Annotated in this window: 20 protein-coding genes and 2 pseudogenes; 15 read left to right on the forward strand and 7 right to left on the reverse strand. The window is 50.6% G+C overall.

What is annotated here, in order from left to right; all coding sequences use genetic code 11:
* Positions 1–217: 217 nt before the first annotated feature.
* Together AC3WQT_RS00710 and AC3WQT_RS00715 are read left to right on the forward strand one after the other, a co-directional pair.
* Positions 218–478, forward strand: a pseudogene (locus tag AC3WQT_RS00710) (type II toxin-antitoxin system RelE/ParE family toxin); the annotation flags it as partial.
* 16 nt (positions 479–494) lie between these two features.
* On the forward strand, positions 495–788 hold the full coding sequence (locus AC3WQT_RS00715) for a HigA family addiction module antitoxin (protein WP_492701262.1): 294 nt from the start codon (positions 495–497) through the stop codon (positions 786–788).
* A gap of 52 nt (positions 789–840) precedes the next feature.
* Here the strand turns inward: AC3WQT_RS00715 and AC3WQT_RS00720 are convergent, their stop codons facing one another.
* Both AC3WQT_RS00720 and fusA read right to left on the reverse strand, forming a co-directional pair.
* Positions 841–1,722: a restriction endonuclease gene (locus AC3WQT_RS00720; RefSeq protein WP_492701265.1), complete on the reverse strand. Its 882-nt coding sequence runs from the start codon at positions 1,720–1,722 to the stop codon at positions 841–843.
* Between the two features lie 657 nt (positions 1,723–2,379).
* A complete protein-coding gene (gene fusA / locus AC3WQT_RS00725; protein WP_492701267.1) occupies positions 2,380–4,461 on the reverse strand; it encodes an elongation factor G in 2,082 nt (693 codons plus the stop codon).
* A gap of 603 nt (positions 4,462–5,064) precedes the next feature.
* Here fusA and AC3WQT_RS00730 point away from each other — a divergent pair.
* The gene (locus AC3WQT_RS00730) at positions 5,065–5,844 is read left to right on the forward strand and encodes a hypothetical protein (RefSeq protein ID WP_492701269.1); all 780 of its coding nucleotides are present in this window, start codon (positions 5,065–5,067) and stop codon (positions 5,842–5,844) included.
* Positions 5,845–6,120: 276 nt separating this feature from the next.
* Here the strand turns inward: AC3WQT_RS00730 and AC3WQT_RS00735 are convergent, their stop codons facing one another.
* Positions 6,121–7,311 carry an MFS transporter gene (locus AC3WQT_RS00735; RefSeq protein WP_492701271.1) on the reverse strand — a complete coding sequence of 397 codons (1,191 nt, stop codon included), beginning with the start codon at positions 7,309–7,311 and terminating at the stop codon, positions 6,121–6,123.
* Positions 7,312–7,420: 109 nt separating this feature from the next.
* On the opposite strand from AC3WQT_RS00735, the gene AC3WQT_RS00740 reads away from it, so the two are divergent.
* The 11 genes and pseudogenes from AC3WQT_RS00740 (at position 7,421) to AC3WQT_RS00790 (ending at position 15,189) form a co-directional block, all read left to right on the forward strand.
* The gene (locus AC3WQT_RS00740) at positions 7,421–9,112 is read left to right on the forward strand and encodes an ABC transporter substrate-binding protein (protein WP_492701273.1); all 1,692 of its coding nucleotides are present in this window, start codon (positions 7,421–7,423) and stop codon (positions 9,110–9,112) included.
* Positions 9,113–9,428: 316 nt separating this feature from the next.
* Positions 9,429–10,265, forward strand: a pseudogene (locus AC3WQT_RS00745) (SEL1-like repeat protein); the annotation flags it as partial.
* A complete protein-coding gene (locus AC3WQT_RS00750; RefSeq protein WP_492702505.1) occupies positions 10,242–10,505 on the forward strand; it encodes a tetratricopeptide repeat protein in 264 nt (87 codons plus the stop codon). The pseudogene AC3WQT_RS00745 and the gene AC3WQT_RS00750, both read left to right, overlap by 24 nt.
* Before the next feature lie 52 nt (positions 10,506–10,557).
* Positions 10,558–11,058 (forward strand): hypothetical protein, encoded by a 501-nt coding sequence (locus AC3WQT_RS00755; protein ID WP_492701275.1) that lies wholly within the window; start codon positions 10,558–10,560, stop codon positions 11,056–11,058.
* A 385-nt stretch (positions 11,059–11,443) separates the two neighbouring features.
* Positions 11,444–11,932 (forward strand): hypothetical protein, encoded by a 489-nt coding sequence (locus AC3WQT_RS00760; RefSeq protein ID WP_492701277.1) that lies wholly within the window; start codon positions 11,444–11,446, stop codon positions 11,930–11,932.
* A gap of 108 nt (positions 11,933–12,040) precedes the next feature.
* The gene (locus AC3WQT_RS00765) at positions 12,041–12,409 is read left to right on the forward strand and encodes a DUF6678 family protein (RefSeq protein WP_492701279.1); all 369 of its coding nucleotides are present in this window, start codon (positions 12,041–12,043) and stop codon (positions 12,407–12,409) included.
* A gap of 93 nt (positions 12,410–12,502) precedes the next feature.
* Positions 12,503–12,694, forward strand: coding sequence for a hypothetical protein (locus AC3WQT_RS00770; RefSeq protein ID WP_492701281.1), 192 nt, complete (start codon positions 12,503–12,505; stop codon positions 12,692–12,694).
* A 349-nt stretch (positions 12,695–13,043) separates the two neighbouring features.
* On the forward strand, positions 13,044–13,454 hold the full coding sequence (locus AC3WQT_RS00775; protein ID WP_492701283.1) for a hypothetical protein: 411 nt from the start codon (positions 13,044–13,046) through the stop codon (positions 13,452–13,454).
* Positions 13,451–14,344: a hypothetical protein gene (locus tag AC3WQT_RS00780; protein ID WP_492701285.1), complete on the forward strand. Its 894-nt coding sequence runs from the start codon at positions 13,451–13,453 to the stop codon at positions 14,342–14,344. Before AC3WQT_RS00775 ends, AC3WQT_RS00780 begins: the two co-directional genes overlap by 4 nt.
* 104 nt (positions 14,345–14,448) lie before the next feature.
* A complete protein-coding gene (locus AC3WQT_RS00785) occupies positions 14,449–14,781 on the forward strand; it encodes a hypothetical protein (RefSeq protein WP_492701287.1) in 333 nt (110 codons plus the stop codon).
* Between the two features lie 72 nt (positions 14,782–14,853).
* Positions 14,854–15,189: a hypothetical protein gene (locus AC3WQT_RS00790; RefSeq protein WP_492701289.1), complete on the forward strand. Its 336-nt coding sequence runs from the start codon at positions 14,854–14,856 to the stop codon at positions 15,187–15,189.
* 515 nt (positions 15,190–15,704) lie between these two features.
* Here the strand turns inward: AC3WQT_RS00790 and AC3WQT_RS00795 are convergent.
* From AC3WQT_RS00795 to AC3WQT_RS00805, 3 genes are all read right to left on the reverse strand, one after another.
* The gene (locus AC3WQT_RS00795) at positions 15,705–16,019 is read right to left on the reverse strand and encodes a hypothetical protein (protein WP_492701291.1); all 315 of its coding nucleotides are present in this window, start codon (positions 16,017–16,019) and stop codon (positions 15,705–15,707) included.
* Between the two features lie 103 nt (positions 16,020–16,122).
* Positions 16,123–16,677, reverse strand: a complete 555-nt coding sequence (locus AC3WQT_RS00800) for a 3'-5' exonuclease (protein ID WP_492701293.1) — start codon at positions 16,675–16,677, stop codon at positions 16,123–16,125.
* Between the two features lie 349 nt (positions 16,678–17,026).
* The gene (locus AC3WQT_RS00805; RefSeq protein WP_492701295.1) at positions 17,027–17,929 is read right to left on the reverse strand and encodes a LysR family transcriptional regulator; all 903 of its coding nucleotides are present in this window, start codon (positions 17,927–17,929) and stop codon (positions 17,027–17,029) included.
* Between the two features lie 162 nt (positions 17,930–18,091).
* Here AC3WQT_RS00805 and AC3WQT_RS00810 point away from each other — a divergent pair, with 162 nt between their 5' ends.
* Complete coding sequence (locus AC3WQT_RS00810; RefSeq protein ID WP_492701297.1) at positions 18,092–19,123, forward strand: MBL fold metallo-hydrolase; 1,032 nt, start codon at positions 18,092–18,094, stop codon at positions 19,121–19,123.
* 85 nt (positions 19,124–19,208) lie between these two features.
* On the opposite strand, the gene AC3WQT_RS00815 is transcribed toward AC3WQT_RS00810, so the two are convergent.
* The gene (locus AC3WQT_RS00815; protein ID WP_492701299.1) at positions 19,209–20,951 is read right to left on the reverse strand and encodes an extracellular catalytic domain type 1 short-chain-length polyhydroxyalkanoate depolymerase; all 1,743 of its coding nucleotides are present in this window, start codon (positions 20,949–20,951) and stop codon (positions 19,209–19,211) included.
* Positions 20,952–20,995 lie beyond the last annotated feature (44 nt).

A 20,995-nucleotide genomic window follows, 5' to 3' on the forward strand; every position in this document is an offset into this window, starting at 1 on the left:
ATGCGCTGGAGCAAAAAGGGGTGAAACCTGTTACCACCAAATCACATTTCAACAAACCAACTACACAACTTATCACCAATAAATGTCATATCTACAAACAGCACTGTTTAATACTAAAATTACCAATAATTGAAAAATTGTGCATCCTGCATACATAAGCAATTGAAATGCATCGTGTAACGTTATAAGATACAGCTAATGATAAAAAAATTTTACTCATAAAGGCCTGGAGAAATTCTTTACTTCTGGCAGCAAGGCTGGCATCAATGCCGCCCATGCAAGCAAGCTCAGCCGCCAACTCGCCATGCTGCATATTGCTAAAGAACCCAGGGATATGGATATACCCGGCTGGCGTTTGCATCCCTTGTCCGGCACTTTATCCGGCCATTGGTCAGTATGGGTGAGCGGCAACTGGCGACTGACATTTCGCTTTGTTGGTGAAGATGCAGAAATTGTGGATTATCAGGACTATCACTAAGCTATCACGAAGGATAATGATGAAGATGTTTAACCCTCCCCATCCGGGGCTGACAATACGTGAAGACGTATTACCTGAACTGGGCCTGACCGTAACCGACGCCGCCACACAATTGGGAGTGTCCCGCGTCGCTCTGTCCAGAATGATCAATGGCCGCTCTGCCATCAGCGCTGACATGGCATTACGCCTGGCGCAATGGCTCAATGGTGATGCTGAGACCTGGCTAAGGTTGCAGATGCAATATGATTTGGCACAAGCGAGGAAAGGTGGGGTGCCTAAGGTGAAACCGGTTAGGCAGATACTTGTTTAAAGATACTGTAAAGCAGCACGGGAACTGATTGATTCAATCGCGAGCTAAGAAATTATTTCTGAAATAGGTCACGAACGCGAATAAACGGTACTCCAGTTTCTGCTGCCCATCGAACCTTGCGCTCTAGCACGTGATTAAGTGGGATTTCTCGGTCCAGCATATCGCAGATATCTAAACCATCCATACAAATGACGCGCTTGCCTTTTCCAAATGCCACTAAACCATCCTCTGTAAAACCACAATTACTCACAAATAGGCCGCGTGTCCAAGCTGCCTTTTGTTCGATTTTTCCATGAAATGTATGCAGGTCGGCAACGCCAGTCGGCTGCCCTTCCCATTTTGCTTCCAATAAATAAATTTCACTTGCCAGTTGAAAACTGCCATCAATCTGCTCGCCCTTCTGGCGAAATGGCTCACGTGCGGCCAATCCATAAGCATTGAAAAGTCGGGTAAGAAATTTCTCAAACGCATAACCTCTAGCTTGAGGTGCAAGCTCATACAGTGCAAGCAATTCAATCTTCAATTGTGCTAGTACTTGACGATCAAAAGCTGGGACTGGTGGGATTGCTGGCTTTGATTCCGGCACAACGTTATTAGTTTTCCCTTCCAGTAGGTTAATTAATGCAAGAAGACGGCCTTGAGCATTCTGGACGGTTTCTTCACGCCCAACACGCTGACGTAGTGCTTCGCGATACTCCCATAAAACTTTGAGTACGCGAACGACAGTTAACTTATCCACTGTCTGAAGAAAGCAACGTAATCTTTTCCCCTTCGAACGACCATTAACAGAGTAAATCGGGGCATCAATATCAACATTAAGCTCTTCAGCAAAAAAGAGCGAAAAAGTCCTATCACTAAAATTGAGGACGTAGCCACCACTCATATCGAAAATATCGTCAAGAAACATCATGTCGATGGAGCGGATGTTACTCATGTTAAAGCCTCCAAAATGTGGCTTGGCATCTGGCATCGCTCATCGCTCGTGTCACCAACTAGTTGTATATTATTTCTAGTTTATCAGAGGTAAACGGTTACGATGAAATTAGCAGTATTAATTCATATACAACAAATTACAGTATTAAGGCATCAAGACATGGAATTCAAACCGCACTTCCGTAGGTTGGGCTTCGCTTCATCAGCCCAACATTGGGCGCTTCAGAAACGTATTCATTTAATTGGAAACCAAGTTTTCGCGGACAAACCGCAGCTTAATGGAATTAAAAAATACTAAGTAACTAAATCACATGCTGCACTTATTATTAATCAACAAGCGCCGTGATATCCCTGACTTACCCATTGAAAATAAGATAACGAAACAGATTTGGCGAATCATAATTCATTTGAATTATTATATAAAAATCTTAAAAAGCAATTGTTTATATAATTTATGGCGGATGATCTGGCGAAACACGTAATCCAAGTAAATGACAATTACCCTTACCCGACGTAGCTTGCAACTTAACTCACCGAAAAACATGACAAAGAAAAAAGCCAGGGCACACGCCCTGGCTTTTCTCATTCTACCTTGCAGACAACAGGCAAACCAAACTTCAATCCACCCGTCATCCACCTTCAATACAACTTACACGCCTTACACAAACGACGCCTCATTCACATCACAAGCAGCATGACGTGCATAGATTGCACTCGCAAAGGCCCTGCCCTGTGACAAAGAACGCAGGTCATTCGTATGACCGAACAGCTTGGTCAAAGGTACATCAGCTATCACTTCAACACGACCGGTGTTTTCTGTGATGCCCAAGACGCGGCCACTGCGTTTTTGCAAGTCACCGATGACATCGCCCGTGTTGATCGCGGGAGCATCGACGGTCACTTTCATGACGGGTTCAAGCAAGACCGGGTTGGCCTTGCGCAAGCCTGTCAGCACCGCTTCTTTGGCGGCGATGATGAAAGCCATTTCGTTACTGTCAACGGCATGGAAATCACCATCCAGCAAAGTGACTTTGACGCCTGTCACTTTTTGCCCCAGCGGGCCTTGCTGCATGGCCTGCTGTACGCCTTTTTCAACAGCCGGGAAAAACGCTGTTGGTATCACACCGCCTTTGACAACATTGGCAAAGGCAAACTCACCGTCTTTGGCATCCAGCAATTCCAGCCTCACAACGACGCGGGCATACATGCCTTTGCCGCCGTTTTGCTTGTCGAGCTTGCCCTCTGCTTCGACCATAGGCAAGCCCATGGTTTCCTTGTAAGCCACATGCGGCGCACCGACACGTATATCCACCGCAGCTTCACGGCGGGCACGTTCGAGCACCACATCCAGATGCAATTCACCCATGCCCCACAAAATGGTCTCGCCAGTTTCAACATTGTTTTCCAGACGCAAAGACGGATCTTCACGGCGAAACTTGTCCAGCGCTGCCAACATCTTGGCACGGTCAGTGCCACTGCCTGGTTCAACCGCCAGGGCCACTACCGGTTCGCCTGCATGGATGGTTTCCAGCGTCCACGGCTGCGCCTTGCCAGACAAGGTTTGCCCTGTCAGCGCGTCTTTCAGGTTGGCGATGGCGATGATACTGCCCGCGCCAGACTGCGTGGTACTGGTACGTTCATCCGCATGCACGACATACAAACGGCCTATGCGCACAGAGCTGTCCAAACTAGCATTCCAGATGGTTTCACCTTCATGCAAACTGCCACCATAAATACGCACAAACGCCAGCGAGCCATGTTCATCATGCGTCACCTTGAACACCAGCGCCGCCAGAGGATCAGCATCGCCAGTTGCCACGGTCACGCTGTCACCGTTCAATGTCGCAACGGGAGCAGCACGGTCATCAGGCGCAGGCAGCCAGGCTATCACGGCATCAAGCAGCGGCTCTATGCCTGCGTTTTTATACGCAGAACCGGCCAGCATGGGCGTGGCTTTTCTGGCCAGCGTCAGGGTACGCAAACCTTGCAGGATTTCTGCATGGCTGAGCGTGTCGTTCGCCAGATAGGCATCCGTCAGCGCATCACTCGCTTCTGCCGCGACCGAGGCTGCATACACATAGGCAGCCTGGGCTTGTGCCTGCAGTTCTGCGGGCAAAGCCGTTACCGTCATATTGCCCTTGGCATCCCATTGCAAGAAACGCTGTTGCAAGACATCGATAACGCCAGTGAATTCATCTGCCGCACCAATCGGTATCGCCAACGGCACAGGGCGCGCACCCAGATGCTTGCGCACTTGTTCAGTCACGCGGGCAAAGTCGGCACCGGTCTGGTCCATCTTGTTGACGAAGATGATCATGGGCACGCCATGTTTCTCGGCCTGATGCCAGACAGTCTCGGTCTGCGGCTGCACGCCAGCGACGCCGGACAAGACTGTGATGGCACCGTCAAGCACGCGCAGCGAACGTTCAACTTCAATCGCAAAGTCGATATGGCCGGGTGTATCAATCAGCGTGAACTCATGGCCGTTCCAGACGCAGCGGGTCGCCGCTGCACCAATGGTGATGCCACGTTCTTTTTCCAGCGCCATGGTGTCCATGGTGGCATTGCCTTCATGGACTTCGCCAGTGCGGTGGATTTCGCCGGTTTTAAACAGGATGCGTTCTGACAGCGTGGTCTTGCCAGCGTCTATGTGCGCGATGATGCCAAAGTTGCGCCAATGCTTACGCGCAGTGTGAGCAGATGCCTTGTTGGAAGCGGCACGGGGTGTGGTGTTCGTCATGATGGTACTTTCTACATAGCGAGCGGTCGTGGGTTGTCTTGGTGACAGCGCCGCGGGGCCATGCGACCACCCTCATTTCAGTGGACCCGCGCGCGTTCTACATCTGCTGACTTCATGTTATATGGCTCCTCAATAAGAGAGTATGTTGGTCAAAGTGCTGACTAAAGTGGTGCTGAGTTTTTGGATATCAAGGGCAAAAACAGAGCGCCGGAAACAAAGTGCTGGAAAACAAAAAAGGCCCTTGTGGGCCTTTGTTTTTTTACTCTTTACAGAGTTTTCAACGGGCACACATCAGCGGCCCCGGGATGTCGTCTGACATGCCGGGAGGGCGGAGGTAAAAAAGAGTATGCTCAGTGTTTTCATCTCTACAGAATAATCCTGTTTTGCAGGCTTGTCAAATGGGTTCATACTCGTTACACAATAGGAAAAGCGTACTTTTGCAAACTACTTCATAGGGCAGATACCTGTATTTTCGCATTGAAGTATGAGCCGATAATAATTATTGATCGGCCTGATATAAACTACCTATCATAAGGATGTAAAGCAAGTTGTTAGCATAAGAAATCAGCGGGTAGAGTGCGTTGAAACGTCGAATGGAGCAGTATGGTGAACTACCAAGAATTTAAAAAAACCTACTTCAAAACCTTGACAAGCCGCATGGCAGATCTGGGGTTTATCAAAGGGAAAAACGATACACCAATATACTGTCGTTTTCCATGCGACGATCAAAGACTGGTCTGGGTGATTGGTTTCAATTTTTCTGCGAGAGGCAACCCGTACTTCGATATTTTGATTGGGCCGTATTGGATGGGATACCAGTTGTCGTCTGGCGACTCTTTCCCTCGCTGCGTTGGATTCAGCAACCATTTATGCGCGGGTGGTATAGATGCCGGGTCAACTTCATGGACTGCGGCAGAGAGTCAGTTTGAGCGTGCGATAGATGCCGTTGCTAGGCATGGTATTACATTTCTTAGTCAATATGATTCCCCACAATCTTTGTTATCAAAACAGCCGAGAGGGATTTTGGCATTCGATTTAGGAAACTATGAACTGGCTGAGAAACTCCTTTTCCGTGAGCTGGTAGGCTTGTATGTCGCTGACTATACACATACCGCTTGCTCAAAAGCGGGGCAACTCATGCACAAAGAAGAATTGCAGCGTACCGAAGCATTGTTCAATGAAACTGCAAAATTTTTGTCAAAAGAAAGCGAAACCAATCAACGATTACTGCTAGCCAAAGGCGAAGCAGCAATAAGGATGATCAATACCCTGCGCAATCATCTCAAGCGAGACCCCAAGTCCCGCTGGATCAAAAGTACGCTCAAGACCTGCGAAACTCAAGTACTTGCCAGCGGTTTGCTCATGCCCAAACCAGTACCATAGCCCTTGTAGGTACGATTAGTGCAACGTAATCGTACGCATGCTGTGCCGTAAATGACTAAGCGTCACTGGCAAGTTCCATGGTCGCCACTTATTCATCTCAAAATGGATGAGATGCATGCTTGATTAAGTCGCATAAAGCTCCCGTTATTATCAAGTAGCATGGAGAGTTTCTGTCAAACATGCGTGCGATTACGTTGCACTAATCGCACCTACTTTCTTACCCTTAGGAGCAGTATAGAAGATACGCGACTCGCTCAATATTGCTGATGACATCCCCTATTCCACCCGATAAACCGCCGACACCCGCGTCCCCAGCACCAGTAAAAAATGCGTGACTGCACAGGCACTCAATATCCACGCCAGCGGCAAGTCGCCCACCAGTGCCCCTGACAACACCAGGCTCACCGGCATCAGCAATTTGAATAGCGAACCCGTCAGGCCAGATATCCTGCCTATGTAGCGGCTGTCTGTGCTTTCCTGGCGGTAGCCCCAGATGCAGACATTGCCGATGACGGTGCAAAAGCTGTTGATGCCCAGGGCAAGCAACAACAAGGGGATGCTGTTGCCCCAGGCCAGCAAGAGCATGGAGCAGGCTTCGACGCCCAGTTCCAGCGCCAGCAGGCGGCCCAGGCCGAAGCGCTGGCGCAGGCGGCTGGCGACCAGGCCGCCGATGACGCCACCTGTGCCCGCCACGCCATACATGAGGCCGACTTCTGCCGCACCCAGTTGCAACTGGTCACGGGCGCGGAATAAAAAGAGTACATCCACCACGCCCGCGCTGCCATTGATGATGACCACCAGCCAGGCCAGGTGCCACAGGGGTTTGTTGGCGATCAACACGCGCCAGCCGTCGCGCCATTCATTCCAGTACCCTTCGGCATCCGGCTTGCGCACCGGCAGTTGCAAGTCCCTGAGCAGCCAGGCAGCCAGCAGCATGGCCAGCATGGGCAACCACAGGCCCAGGTCCATGCGTATGGAAATCACTGCACCAGCCAGTGCCGGACCAAGAATGCTGAACACCTGGTTTAATACCGTCAGATGCCCGGTGGCGGGTAACAGCATTTGTTCTGGCAACATTTCCTTGAGCATGCCCATGCGGCAAATCGCATACACATAATGCAGGGTCATGAGCAGGAAGGCAGTAATAAAGAAAAATGACAGCGCTCTAGCGCCATGGTCCAGCAACACCGCCTGCATGCCGGTCAGCACGACGATGCCGACGATGGCAAAACGTGCCCAGCGGCCACGGTCTATGCGGTCTACCCAGACGCCAATGAACATCGCCAGCAACAGGTTGGGCAGCAATTCAACGGCACGCATGCCTGTCATGACCCCGGCTGATTGCGTCAACTGGTAGAGTATCAGCGGCATGGCGAGCTGGTAGATTTGCGTGCCTAGTGAAAAGCTGATGGTCGATGCATACAGGCGGCGAAAGCTGGCGTGCTGCCAAAGCGAGGGAGTGGTCATGAAAAATGTAAAGGCTGGGTTGAGTAATGTCACTAGCGTATATCAAAGGCGGAAGGACAAAAACGGATAGAATCAGGTATTTCTTTCCTCCTTTATTCACACTACCGTAATGCGCCTGCTTGATCACTTCCAGCGCCTGGCCGAATGGCACCCCAGCGCCAATGCGCCTGACCTGGCCCAGATTGCTGCCGCCCTGTGCTGTAGCGAACGCAATGCCCGCCTGCTGCTCAAACGCATGCAAGAGCAAGGCTGGATAGACTGGCAGCCAGGCAACGGGCGCGGCCACCGCTCAAGTCTGATCCTGTTGCAAGACCACGAAAGCCTGCGCCTGCAAAGGCTGCATCACTTGCTGGCTGACGGCAAACTGGAAGCCGCCTTTGATGGCTTGCCCAGTGCGGGGCGTGAGCGCCTCAAGCAATCGCTGCCTGGTTATCTTGGCAGTGGCCGCGCTGGCACTTTGCGCATGCCCTTCTATCGCCCCCTGCATGCGCTAGATGCCATTCACATCAACCGCCGTACTGAACAGCACATCATCATGCAGATTTGCGCTGGCCTGACGGAATATGACCGAACCAGCGAACAGATCATCCCTGCACTGGCGCACAGATGGGATGCCAGTGCCGATGGCAGTAGCTGGGAATTTGTCTTGCGGCCCGGCCTGCAATTCCACGATGGCCGCCCTGTGCGTGCCGAGGACGTGGTCTATTCACTGCAACGCGCCCGCGATAGCGATGGCCCCTACCGCGCCATGTTTGCTCACCTCGTCTGCATCAGTGGCACTGAGCGTAGCGTGAAGCTGCAACTCAACAAGCCTGATCATTTGTTGCTGCATCTGCTGGCCCATCATGCCGCCGTGATCGTGCCTGCGGATGATGCCCAGCGCGCAGATTTTGCCACGCTGCCCATAGGTGCCGGGGCTTTCCGGCTGATACGCAATAATGAACACAGGGCGACGCTGGCGGCTTTTGATGGCTATTTTCGCGAACGCGCACTGCTTGATGAAATCGATTTATGGGTAGTACCACACGGCAGCCCCTTGCCTGAAGTTGACCTGCACCTCGCACATGCATCGCCCGAACAAATACCCGCACGTGCTGATAGCTGGTCGCAGATACGTGCTTTAGAACAAGGCTGTGACCTGGTCATGCTGAACCCGGCGCGCACAGAATTTGCCACGCCTGCCGCCCGCCTTGCCATCGGTGCCTGGTTGCGCCCCGCTGCGGCTGAGTTGGCTGCGAAAGAAACCCGCCCCATGGCTTTTGGCATGCTGCCTCAGTGGAATCATTTACCTGAACAATCGACGACAACAGCACCAGCATTGCCAGGCCACTTAGACGTAGTGACCTACGAACTCGACAGCCACATCGCGCTGACGCATTGCGTGGCAGCCAGGCTGCGCGAGGCAGGGGCAGATGTCACCATCCACATCCTGCCCTTCCCAGAATTTGGCCCCTATGGCTGGCGGGATTGGGCTGACGTGGTGATTGCCGGTGACGTGCTCGACAACGATATGGAATTTGGCCTGTATAGCTGGCTGGCCGGAGAGTCACTGGTCAAGCAAATGATGGATGCAGCAGAACGAAACTGGCTGGCGCAAGCCAGTACAAGAATCGCTGCGGAAGCAGACGTGGCACAACGCGCCGCCCTCATCGAAGCCTGCTTCGCCCGCATGGTAAAACAAGCCTGGATACTGCCCATGCGCCACACCCGCCACGGCATAGATTATGGTCCGCAACTGGGCGGCGTCACTCTGGCACGCTGTGGCTGGATGGATTTTCGCAAGCTGTGGTTGCGGCCTTGACTATTCTGCCGGCAAGTGTCTCTCAAAAAATTTCGTCATTCATAAACGGTGCGTTGCAACGCAAGCTACACAGTAATCCATGCGCCACACCTGTTGCGATCTACTTATTTCATTTACAATAAATCTTCCCCCATCAATGACCGAGATGTCCATGCGCAAAATAATCCCCCTCCTTTTGTTATCAACTGCACTCCACACGTCCCTGGCTTATGCAGATTTTGCCGCCGGACTTACCGCAGCAAAAAACAAGGACTTTGCAACAGCATTCAAAGAATGGAAGCCCTTGGCAGAAAAATGAGATGGCAGCGCACAGTTCCATCTTGGGTATTTGTACTACATGGGTCTGGGTGTGGCTAAAAGCCATGCTCAGGCCCTAGACTGGTTTAGCAAAGCAGCAGATCAGGATATACCTTTGGCCCAGTTCAGGCTTGGTGTCATGCATGAACTTGGGGAAGCTGTCCCGGCAAATCCATCACAAGCGATCATTTGGTACCGCAAGGCCGCAGAACATGGCTATGCTGATGCGCAATTCAATCTTGGCTACCTGTATTACCTTGGACGAGGTGTCCCCAAGGACGATGCGCAGGCGATAACCTGGTACCGCAAAGCGGCTGACCAGGGTGCATCAGGTGCCCAACTCAATCTGGCGCATATGTATGACAAAGGTGAGGGGATCACCCAGGATCGTGTACAAGCCATGAATTGGTATCGCAAAGCCGCTGAGCAAGGTCAAGCTGTTGCTCAATATAATCTGGCGCTCATGTATGACACTGGCCAGGTTGTGCCACAAGACTATGCACAAGCGCTAGTCTGGTATCGCAAGGCGGCGGAACAGGGAGACCCACGTGCACAACTCAACCTTGGCTACATATACAACAAAGGGCTTGGAATAAAGCAGGATCATGCACAAGCCCTGGCCTGGTACAGCAAAGCTGCAAACCAGGGCAATGCCAGCGCACAACACAACATTGCCACCATGTATCGTGATGGCGAAGGTATGGCACCGAATATCACGCAAGCCTACAACTGGTATCGCAAAGCTGCAGACCAGGGGCACGCCAAGTCACAATTTTCTTTGGGATATATGTATGCACACGGCATAGGCGTGCCCAAAACATTCTCTTTGGCCTTGAGCTGGTACCGCAAATCGGCTGAACAGGGCAACGGCAGTGCCCAGACAGAATTGGCTACGATGTATGAAAATGGTCAGGGCGTACCAAAAAACAAAGTGATTGCCTGCGCGCTTTACACGCTGGCAGCCAGCTCGGATACTTACAGTGCAAAAAAAAAATCGAGACAACATCCTGGCGACGATGTCTGCACAATCAGCCGATGCAGCGCAAAAATTGTCAATGCAGATGGCTGGGCCTGGCAACTTGCTCAAGGCAATTGATCAAAACACGGCGCAGTGAGTTGGGTTAAATAAGCGGATCAAAACAACTCACATGCAAAACATCCGCCCCATCACCCGCGCCGATATCAGCAACGGCATTGTCATCATTACCATCGGCATTCCGTATGCCAGCTTCGTTGACAGATTTGGTGAAAAGCATGCACATCATCCCAGTGACTGGGATAGCCCAGGCCCGGTAGAACTTTGGTTTTTTGAGCTACCTTGGGGACATAGAATCACGCTGAAATATCATCTCAGCATAGACCAGTGCAATATCTATCTGGACTTGCTGGAAATTGATGCGGTGCTGGATTATCTGCAGTTGCATGCATATGAAGTTCACTTATGGACAGCCAACATCACCTATATCAAGAAGTCTCATCCTGAAACGCAAGCAGCACTGCAAGCCCATGATTTATATCGTCTGGATGACAATGGCAACCGCATCTTGATGCATACTTACGAAAGCTTCAGGATCGCTGACTATTACAGAAAACTGTATGAAGAGCGCGAGCACAAGCAGCTGTACATTGTCGAACGGGCGGCGGATTGAAGTCGTTCAATTTACCTATTGGCAGGCTTGCAAACATCAAATGTATATGAGTGGAAAAAAATGCCTGATATCATTCATGATATCAATACGACTCTCGTGTAATTGGCTGAAGATGAGTGAGCTGAAATCAAGAAAATGATTGGTAAAGAATTTTCTATTTATGAAATCGATGAGTATGGCTCTGTTTGGGTAGGGCAATGGTGGGATGGAGCAGAAAAAGGGGCAATGTATGCCATTCTCTTGGCCTGCTCCTCAATAAATTTGAGCTCGTCGTCAAAAGAAATGCACTAACATAGCACGCAAGTCGAACTGACCAAATATGGTACAGTTCATTTTATTTCTCTGGGCGGCCAGCCGCTCAGTTCAACGTTAATCTCTCACTTCCATGCTGTCATTACCTTCTGAAGAACTCCTGCAAAAAGCCATCGCCGTGCTTGGGCGTGACGGCATTTCTAAAGATGAAATAAAAGTTGAAATTGCTGCACTTGCTCAAGAACAAATGTTAGCAAGGCGCTTGATAGATTGGCTTCCTGAAGTCTTTGGCATTGTTCTAATTTCCCACACTGTGGATATTCAATTGCCGGATACTTTTAGTGCACAGGACAAACATGGCAATTGGTTTCGGTTGGAGTTTAGGCATGAGCCTATCATTCAAATGGCAGGTAAAGTAGCAGATGAAATGTATCATGTCGGGCCGCGTAATACCTTCAGCAACATTGCGTTTCGCAGTGCTTTGCTTGGTGCTGTAAATAGTGCTTTCAACGAATCAGGATCCTTCAATGGAGGATACTTATCCGGGCCTGCACTGATAGGTATTCCTGCTGAGGTTTATCTACCACCGGCAAAGCCATTTTTACAGAGATTCTTCAAGTGAACCTTATTAAGGCTCACTGGATGGTCGATCTGGCTGGCAGCGATGCTGCTCCATATTTTATAAACTTGTGGGCGGTCAGGCTTGCCGATCAACTTAGCGTTATACGACATGAGTTCTGTACATGAAAAAGCGCTGCGCCAGATTACTAGCCGGAATCTGGCAAGTCACACGAACAACACCAAATGGAGCTTATTGCTTCCGGCTCTCATAGATATTGCATTAAGAATTGATGTAAAGTGGCTATTGCAAGAGGAGCCAAATGGATGGACCACGCGATATTTAATTCCCAGTCCAACATATTTTGAACCGCTACCTCCAGGCCCAGTTACATTTCGTGAACTAGAGTGGCTGCTAATCGACCCGATCGAAATAGAACTGGCCAAGTCCCATTTGGCAGAGCCAAAAATCCCCTTCTCCTTGGAGGGCAGACTTCTAAAGGTATGGGGGTATTCAAGCCATGCCGTCAATTTCGTTTAACATGGCAGTCGGGGTCGCTACAGCCTGCGCTTGACATCCAGCAAGCGGGCCGCCACCAATCTAAAACATTAAACATCATGAAAAGGGTTTTCAATGCCGCAGTTTGAGACATGGCCGCACAAAGTTGAAGTGGATCTTCGAATTTTCCGAAGAGATGGGGATGAAGAACAAGATTATCGAATGATCTACAGCTATTCGATGGATGCATTGACTCCCGCCTCTCTGGAAGATGTTTTGAAACTTCAGCAGGCTGGCGTGATAGAGATTTATGAATTACCTGAGTGAGTATTAAAACTATGCTGTTTAACAGGTCAGTCGTCTCGAAACAATTGCCTGATGATGACTATCACGCCACACCCGTCACGGCATAGACTACACCCCGCCACTGGGCGTCACTCTGGCGCGTTGCGGCTGAATGAATTTTCGCAAGCTGTGATTGCGGCCTTGAGTAAAGAGATCATATGAAAACTTAGGAGATTTACGATCAGGTGTCGCGGACACGGCAAGCAAAGATAACTTCGCACAAGACTTAGGCGAAGGCCTTTTCATCTCGCCGCAAAAACACCTGTCTTCACTCTAGATATTGCATAATTACAAGCACGGAAAAACTGAGGTAATGATCTTATTCCCTATAATGAAAAACTCCTACAACGACGCAGCGTTTTTCTTGTTGCTTCATATCGCGGCTCTACTCATCCTTATGGGTGGTCAGCTCATGGGGGTGACCTGGCCCATCGCTCCAGGAACAGGCGTTGGACGCATGTTGACGCACCCGGAGCTGGTAGCAGTACATCTGATTTTTTCCAGCAGCCTGCTATTTTTATTCTGGCTCAAGAATGAGAAGACATATAAGCTCATGCTGGGCATTACCGTGGCAGCCTGTATTTATGGTTTATTTACTGCTTTTTACTTTGCCATAGGTCCGGATTTTCTATTAATCTTTGGTGCAAGCAGGATCGCCCGCTACAGCGCACCTTTAGCTTTTCCAAACGGTCTGGGCATTTTTGCCAAACCCATTCATCGTGCTGATGAAGATAGAAAATGAATCCGGCGTTCACCAGCGACAACCCGAATACCCAGATGCAGACACACACATATTACCGTCACGGCTATCACGTTATCGTATGGACAGATATCTTCGATCCCTCGCTGGCAACACTGATCCAGAGTTGCCCTGAACTGGTTATGGGGCAGCATATAGCAATTGCTGCTTGTGATGGCGGCCCTTACATGCCTGATCAGCCAGAAATAGCAAAAGGCTGGGTGTTGCACAATAAGCTGGCCGTCAGTCCGCGCGTGCAAGACATAGCCGATTTGCCGACGCCTGGTTTTGATGAATGGTATGTGTATGAGGGTGAGGTACCTCGTGCGCAGCATGTGATATCTGTGAGTCACTTTGAGTTTTCGATACTTGATGAGCAAAGTGAGCAAGCGCAGGTTTTCTGGTCACAAGTCGAGAATTTCCAGCCTTTGCATGTATTGGGGGCTGGTGTCGGTTCCATGTTTGTGCTGAGCCGTGATGAGCAGGCCCACAAGCAATTGCAAAAGATATTCATCATGCACACTGACATACCAGATCCCGCGGCGTTTTTTCTCACGCTTGGCGGGCTGCATGATGCCCGGTTTCATGCAAGCGCAAATCCGTCTGACAGGACACTGACGTTAGAGCTAGATGACATCAATATCAACTTGCTAGGTCTGCCTGAATATCCTGGAAAACAGCAGGCCATCTTCATTTTCTCAAATGTGGCAGGTGTAGATATGGATTATGATGTTGACGATGCTCGCAATTACCGTATCTACGACCTGGAAATAAAAACAGAATGGGATGCACGCAGAAGCACAATGAACATTTCCATATCCCCGGGTGGCAGGCTGTCTTTTCTATTTTCAACTGTAAAGCGCGTCGAATATTTCAGCAAGTCTCAGCTTTGAACATCGGCCATACACAAAGCATCTACATGAAAAACGTCCACAGCAAGGCACTTATATTTTTGTCAATCCACACGGTCGCAACCCTGGTATTGAGCCTGGGGTAGATGATGGATGTGCATTGGTTCAACCTGAATGAACGCCAACTCAATAAACTTCATTTACATCCAGCGCTCGCAACAGCATCCATCGCAGTGTCACTGATACTGCTGTTCATGCTATGGCTGAAAAACGAGCGAACCTACCGCTTCGCGTACGTTCTGGCACTAGCTGGCTGTATTTATGGAGCCTTGCTGGTAATAACGAACGGCATACTATTTGGCTTCATGCTTGCTTACGGTGCGGTTTGCATTATTCACCTGTATGCGCCTTACGGTTGGCCTGGCGTGAACAAGATGTTTGCCCATCCTGGCCGTCGTACTGATGGAGATGAAAAATAAGCGTGCCTCACATCGGAATGAAAGAGGCAGATACCTTCACATTGCTGTTATTGAACACAGACAAAAAACTACATGGCCGAGATATTCCACTTTATTAATGCGACTCCCGTAAAACTGGTTTCCAGCAGTATTGCTTATGAACCGAGGCCTGTCATCCATATTGATATCTGCGAAGGTGAGCAGGTCGTAGCTGCTGCCCGTATCATGTATCCTTACCATGGTAGCATGCTCAACAGCAGCACCAGTAAAGCAGAAGAAGAGCTTGAGCTGGCGGTGCTGACGCTGTTCAGCAAAGGTTTGCTGCCATTAACACTGGGGCGCGTGATGGAACTCAGGCAACTGATGCAATCGATAGGGCATCACGAGATCGCACCCATGTACCAGCACCCTGCAGACGTGGATGGCTGAATGGTGCTCCGCCTTTTTACTCCACACCATTCTCAAAATCAGTCACCACCTGATTAAAAAAAGCACGCATGCAAACAGTGGAGCAAAAGTAGGATTCATTGATGCCATCAAATAGCGTGAGCCCTCTACCAGATTTCGTTGCATGATGGCTTAGGAGATGGACAGAGATTTTCACATTTGCAGGTCCAGACGAATCCGTGTCACCAATTTTTTCTGACGCGCTTATTGAAAGACAAACGAAGTTTCCGTTAGTCGGATTGCCGCAAGTGCCACACTTGCCATGTGCAGGGAAGAATCCACCGGCCCTGTGTGTTTTTAATGGATATTTCATACTTTTATAAAGTTCCATGTGTCAGCGAGTACGGAGGTATACCGCTCCGCTCTGAATATTCAAATGCACTGCAAGTTTTATGCAAGACGCGATGGTTTTTATGCAAATGGTTTCGATAAAAGGTACACGATTATTTGTCATCTTGCGAACGGTACGCTGCAACGCAGCCCTGCATACTATCAATTTACCGCACACCACTCTCAAAATCAGTCACCACCTGATTTAAAAAAGCACGCAGGCAAGTAGTGGAACAAAAGAAGGCATCATTGGTGTCATCAAATAGCGTGAATCCCTCATCAACACCGATCTCGCCATGAGGTGCCAGGCTTACAGAGGTAGTCACCTCTGCAAATACAGGCGAAGCCATGTCGTTCATTTTTTCTGAAATGTTTATTGAGAGACAAACAAAGTCTTCATTGGTCGGATTACCGCAAGTGCCGCAGTTACCATGTTCAGGGAAGAATTTGCCGGTCTTGTCAGCTTTTAGTGGATATTTCATGCTTTAATAATTTCATGCTTTTATAATTTCATGTGTCAGAAAATAGTGGTGCGCATGGCGCCCCCTACCAGAGTATGAAGCCACTTTTTGATACTACGCTATTTCAAAGAACCCCAGCATCAAACAAGAACGGCAACAGCCTTGCAATATTGCGCGCATCGTCTATGCCACGATGTGCCGTGCCAGAAAATTCCAGACCTGCATGGCGTATGGCTTGCCCCAAGCCCAGCTTTTTACTGAGATTAAAACGCTCAGACATCAAGGGTTTTAGATTGATGTGCAGTGCACTGATGGGGTTGGGGATGCGGTGAAATGCGCAGTCTTGCTGCAATTGCTTGCGGTCGTAATCGCCCCAGGAACAGAACACGAAGCCCTGGTATTGATACAGCCAGTTTTTAAATCGTGCAGCTACGTCCTTGAACAAGGGGGCGCTATCGACGTCTTGCTGTTGTATGGATGTCAGGCCTGTGCAAAAGCTGGTCAGCACCGGATGTCTGACTGGCCGTACAAAACTCTGGAATTCGCTGACGACTTGAAAGTGACGTGCTTCGACCATGACGACGCCGAATTCTATGATTTCCATTTGTTCACGCGGCACACTGCCCTGGTCGCAGCAGGTGGCTTCAAAGTCGATGACGAGGTAATAGTTTGTTTTCATGATTTTTTTATTGTTGGGCGCAAGGTGTCGATGGCCGAGGCCGTGGGCCATGCGCGTTTTTTATTATTGACTGAAAGAGGTTTCAGTTTTTTATATCGTAAGTTTTTATGATGCGGTACAGAGCTAATCTGTAAGGTCTGAGTAATGGCATCGCGCTGGACATTCCATGTTGTGCCTGGTGTTTTTGTGCTTCTTGTTCTGACCTGGCAAACTTTCCCGGAAGCGGGTGTTGATCACATAAAGTGTATGTGCGGTATTGCTACGATGGGCGGATTGTAGCAAGACTTGTTTGATGAATGAAAGCCTATTTGCGATTGATGTTGTGTGTTTGCTGCATCTGGCCACGCTCTCAAGCCACCCGCAAGAACGCAATCAGCGACTGCAACGCTGCCGTCATGTGTCGCCTGCTGGAATAATACAAATGAAAACCTGCGCGTGTCGTCGCAAAATCTGGCAGCACTTCTTGCAAGCGCCCGCTTTGCAGATAGGGGCGTACATGGTCTTCTGCCAGGGATGCTATGCCTGCACCGCTTAAGGCAGCAGCCAGAGCCAGGCTGGCGTCGTTGACAATGAGGTGACCATTGACGGCAATGTCCAGCGCCTGCCCTTTGTCCGTGAAAGCCCAGGGTATATACACTTCAGTCGTTGGGCGTTTGATGCGTATGCATTCATGCTTTTGCAAATCACGCGGGGTATGCGGCATGCCGTGCCTGGCGACATAGCTTTTTGAAGCCACGCAGACAAAGCGGCGCTCCGGGCCTATCTTGATGGCGATCATGTCTTGCGCCAGCAACTCGCCCTGGCGTATACCTGCATCGAAACGGCCCTTGGCCAGATCGACAGTTTTATCTTCTACCGAAATATCCAGCACGATGTGTGGATATGTTGTGCGGAATTCTGCCAGCCTGGGTGCCAGCAATAATTCTGTCGCTACCCTTGGTGCGGTCAGGCGCACCGTGCCGGATGGCGTATCGCGGAAATCGTTGATGGCTTCTGCCGCCTTGTCCAGCCCTTCGAGCACTGGCCGCAAATGATCCAGCAATTGCTGCCCGGCTTGTGTGAGCGAGACGCTGCGTGTCGTGCGATGCAGGAGGCGCACATCCAGGCGGGTTTCCAGTTGCCGCATGGACTGGCTCAGTGCCGATGGTGTGACTTCAAGGAAGGCGGCAGCTTTGACAAAGCTTTGCCTCTCAGCGATGGCCACAAAGGCCTTGAATTCTGCAAATTCACTGGCGCGCATGCTTACCCACATTCGTATCCATATTAGTTAGTCAAACTACATAGTTTAGTTAATATTTAGTGCATTATTTAATCATAATTCCTACTTATACTAAAGCCCTGATACAAACATAACAAGCGCAACGCGGCGAACAAAAACCTCACCAACGCTTTCAACCAACGACAAGGGTTTATCATGAAAAACAATTTAAAAACGCAGGTCAATCTCATCACCAAAGCAGTCGGCACATTGGCAGCTTCGCTGGCTTTGGCAATTGCCATGACTTCAGGTGTTCAGGCACAGTCATCTGCACAAACCAAAACCCCGGTACCGATGGCAAAGTTCCAGGCACCCGGCTTTTACCGCATGATGCTGGGCAGTTTTGAAATTACTGTACTATCAGATGGCACGGCCACTCGTCATGTTGACGAGATCATGAGCAAGCCGGAAGCAGTCAAGGGGGCCTATGCCCATCATCATGAAGAACTACCGGCTGAACTGTCGATCAATGCCTACCTGATCAACACTGGCAGCAAGCTCCTGCTGGTTGATACCGGTGCTGGCGAACTCTTTGGTGATGCCAATGACGGCAGTGGCAGCAGTAACAGGTTGGTCAGCAGCCTGCGCGCTGCCGGTTACCAGCCTGAGCAAATCGATGCAGTCTTGCTGACGCATATACACGGCGACCACTCAGGCGGCTTGAGCATAGGTGGCAAGCGCGTGTTCCCCAATGCGGATGTGTATGTCGATAAAAACGATGCCAGCTACTGGTTGAGCCTTGCCAACGCCAATGCAGCACCGGCGGCAAAACAACTGACATTTACCCAGTCGCGTGTCACGGTCAATCCGTATGCGGATGCCGGGCGGCTGAAAACTTTCAGCGGTGCGCAAGAGTTGTTCGCCGGTGTCAGCAGCATCCCTTCTTATGGTCATACGCCTGGGCATACGGCTTACCTGATCAGCAGCCAGGGCAAGAACTTGCTGTTGTGGGGCGATGTAATACATGCTGGTGCGGCCCAGTTCAAAGACCCGACGATTACCATCGCCTATGATTTTGACGCTACCGCTGCTGTCAAATCGCGTCAGTATTTATTACAGCAGGCAGCAAGCAAAGGCTATCTGGTTGGCAGTGCGCATATTTCATTTCCTGGCCTGGGGCATATCGGCAGCTCGCCAGCAGGATATGAATGGCTGACTGCGCCTTATCAGATTCAGGGCACGTATTAAATCACCGGAGCTGATGACAAAGGAACAGCCATGCGTGTCCGGCATGTCTGTTCCTTTTTACTTTTGTCTACCTCAGTGAACAAGTTTAAGGGCAATTACCTATGATGTAATAGCCTGCCGCAGTCTGTGCCAGGGTCTTGGTATAGAACAGGTTGTCCAGCCCCATGTTCTGATTGGAACCATTGGCCAGTGCATAGCCACCACTGTCATGCGCCCTCCCGGCCTGCACATGGGCATAGTTGCTGGCGGTGACCGCTGTGCACGTCCAGCTGGACGCGGTGGTGACGCTGAGGGCGGCAGACAGTGCACTCTCACCACTGCTGCCCACAGCCGAAACAGCAAAGCTATAGCTGGTGCTGGCAGTGAGACCGGTGACAGTGTAACTGGTGGCACTGAGCGGGGATGCGGTGATCTTTGTGCCATTGCTATACAGGTTATACCCGCTTACGCCGCTGACTGCATTCCAGCTCAGCGTTACACTGGTGGCGGTGGATGTGCCTGCACTCAAGCCAGTTGGTGCCTGTATCACCGGTGCTGTACCCACGAGGAATTGCGGAATAGTGCAATTGGCTGATACCTGGCCAAGATTGTCGGTGGCATTGACTGTGCCTGTGTAATAACCACTGGAGAGGTTATAGCTTTTGCTAAAACTGCTGCCACTGCCTGCTGCTGCATCGTTGACATTGGTGGGGCCGCTGAGGTTGACCGCATAGCTGGCTATGCTGCCGCTGGCTGAAGCTGTAGCAGCACCATTGATGGTGGCGCTGGTAGCCGTGATACCTGAGCTGGAACAGGCACTCATCACAGGTGCAGGCACGGTGGATGCGCGCAGGTTATTCTTGAACCAGAAATCCATCAAAAACGCCGGGTAGTTGATCTTGGTGCTGTCAACATAATGGCTGTTCTGGCCGCCGCTGCCAGCGGGCCAGGCATGGCTCATGCCACTGATGGTGATCTCATGCGTGCGTACTTTGCCATTGGCATCGGTATAGGGAATATTGGTGCCGCCAGTCGCGATGCTCACGCTGCTGCCCTGGGTAAAACTGCCGCCATAGGCCAGGCGCATGGCTGCCACATCCATGGGACCATAGGCGGGTGCCACCGTATAGTCGCTGGTGCCCCAGGCGGCACCTGCAATTTGGGTGGCAAATTTCGCGGCATTGCTGCCTGCCATGGCCTGGCATTTACTGGCTGCCGTGGCAGCGGTAAAGCCTGAGGGTACGTAACCTATCTGCAAGGTGGTCGTGCCTGGTGGCGGCCCGGCATTGATACCAACACCGGCAAACACATCGGGTGCCAGGCATGCCAGCACCATGGCTTCGCCACCACCGGATGACAAGCCGGTGACGTACACCTGGTTGGGATCAATGGCGTATTGCGGATTGCTGACAAAGCGGTTGACCAGATCCAGCAAGATCGCATCATGCCCCGGCGCGCTGCGGGTGTGGGTGGTATTGGCATAGTCCCAGCAATGATTGCTATAGACATTGCCGGTGGCATTCGGTGCCAGGATGACGGCACCATATTGCTCGGCCATCGCCTTCCAGTTAAAACCCTTGTCACTGGTTTTATCGATCACATCACCAGATGCAGTCTGGGTGCAGCCGTGCAGCACCAGCACCAATGCGCGTTTACCAGCCAGCACGGGTTGTGCTGCAGGCCAGTAAAAATAACCTGTCAGGCTGCCACCGTTGACGGTATCAGCAGCCCAGGTTTGCTGGGTACTCCAGTTGCCTGGCCCGGCAGTCACTGCATGGGCCGTCAGGCTGGCCAGCAATGTGCAGGCAATCAGCATGATGGTCTGCAGCACAATCTTGATATTGTTCATTCATGTCTCCGTTATTTTCTTTATGTGATTTGAAGCAGCTTGTG

Source organism: Undibacterium sp. FW305-107 (genome assembly GCF_058788535.1).

Coding starts and splice junctions, on each gene's coding strand:
- AC3WQT_RS00715 (WP_492701262.1), top strand. CDS start 495: ATGATGAAGATGTTTAACCCTCCCCATCCGGGGCTGACAATACGTGAA.
- AC3WQT_RS00720 (WP_492701265.1), bottom strand. CDS start 1,722: ATGAGTAACATCCGCTCCATCGACATGATGTTTCTTGACGATATTTTC.
- fusA (WP_492701267.1), bottom strand. CDS start 4,461: ATGACGAACACCACACCCCGTGCCGCTTCCAACAAGGCATCTGCTCAC.
- AC3WQT_RS00730 (WP_492701269.1), top strand. CDS start 5,065: ATGGTGAACTACCAAGAATTTAAAAAAACCTACTTCAAAACCTTGACA.
- AC3WQT_RS00735 (WP_492701271.1), bottom strand. CDS start 7,311: ATGACCACTCCCTCGCTTTGGCAGCACGCCAGCTTTCGCCGCCTGTAT.
- AC3WQT_RS00740 (WP_492701273.1), top strand. CDS start 7,421: ATGCGCCTGCTTGATCACTTCCAGCGCCTGGCCGAATGGCACCCCAGC.
- AC3WQT_RS00755 (WP_492701275.1), top strand. CDS start 10,558: ATGCAAAACATCCGCCCCATCACCCGCGCCGATATCAGCAACGGCATT.
- AC3WQT_RS00760 (WP_492701277.1), top strand. CDS start 11,444: ATGCTGTCATTACCTTCTGAAGAACTCCTGCAAAAAGCCATCGCCGTG.
- AC3WQT_RS00765 (WP_492701279.1), top strand. CDS start 12,041: ATGAGTTCTGTACATGAAAAAGCGCTGCGCCAGATTACTAGCCGGAAT.
- AC3WQT_RS00770 (WP_492701281.1), top strand. CDS start 12,503: ATGCCGCAGTTTGAGACATGGCCGCACAAAGTTGAAGTGGATCTTCGA.
- AC3WQT_RS00775 (WP_492701283.1), top strand. CDS start 13,044: ATGAAAAACTCCTACAACGACGCAGCGTTTTTCTTGTTGCTTCATATC.
- AC3WQT_RS00780 (WP_492701285.1), top strand. CDS start 13,451: ATGAATCCGGCGTTCACCAGCGACAACCCGAATACCCAGATGCAGACA.
- AC3WQT_RS00785 (WP_492701287.1), top strand. CDS start 14,449: ATGATGGATGTGCATTGGTTCAACCTGAATGAACGCCAACTCAATAAA.
- AC3WQT_RS00790 (WP_492701289.1), top strand. CDS start 14,854: ATGGCCGAGATATTCCACTTTATTAATGCGACTCCCGTAAAACTGGTT.
- AC3WQT_RS00795 (WP_492701291.1), bottom strand. CDS start 16,019: ATGAAATATCCACTAAAAGCTGACAAGACCGGCAAATTCTTCCCTGAA.
- AC3WQT_RS00800 (WP_492701293.1), bottom strand. CDS start 16,677: ATGAAAACAAACTATTACCTCGTCATCGACTTTGAAGCCACCTGCTGC.
- AC3WQT_RS00805 (WP_492701295.1), bottom strand. CDS start 17,929: ATGTGGGTAAGCATGCGCGCCAGTGAATTTGCAGAATTCAAGGCCTTT.
- AC3WQT_RS00810 (WP_492701297.1), top strand. CDS start 18,092: ATGAAAAACAATTTAAAAACGCAGGTCAATCTCATCACCAAAGCAGTC.
- AC3WQT_RS00815 (WP_492701299.1), bottom strand. CDS start 20,951: ATGAACAATATCAAGATTGTGCTGCAGACCATCATGCTGATTGCCTGC.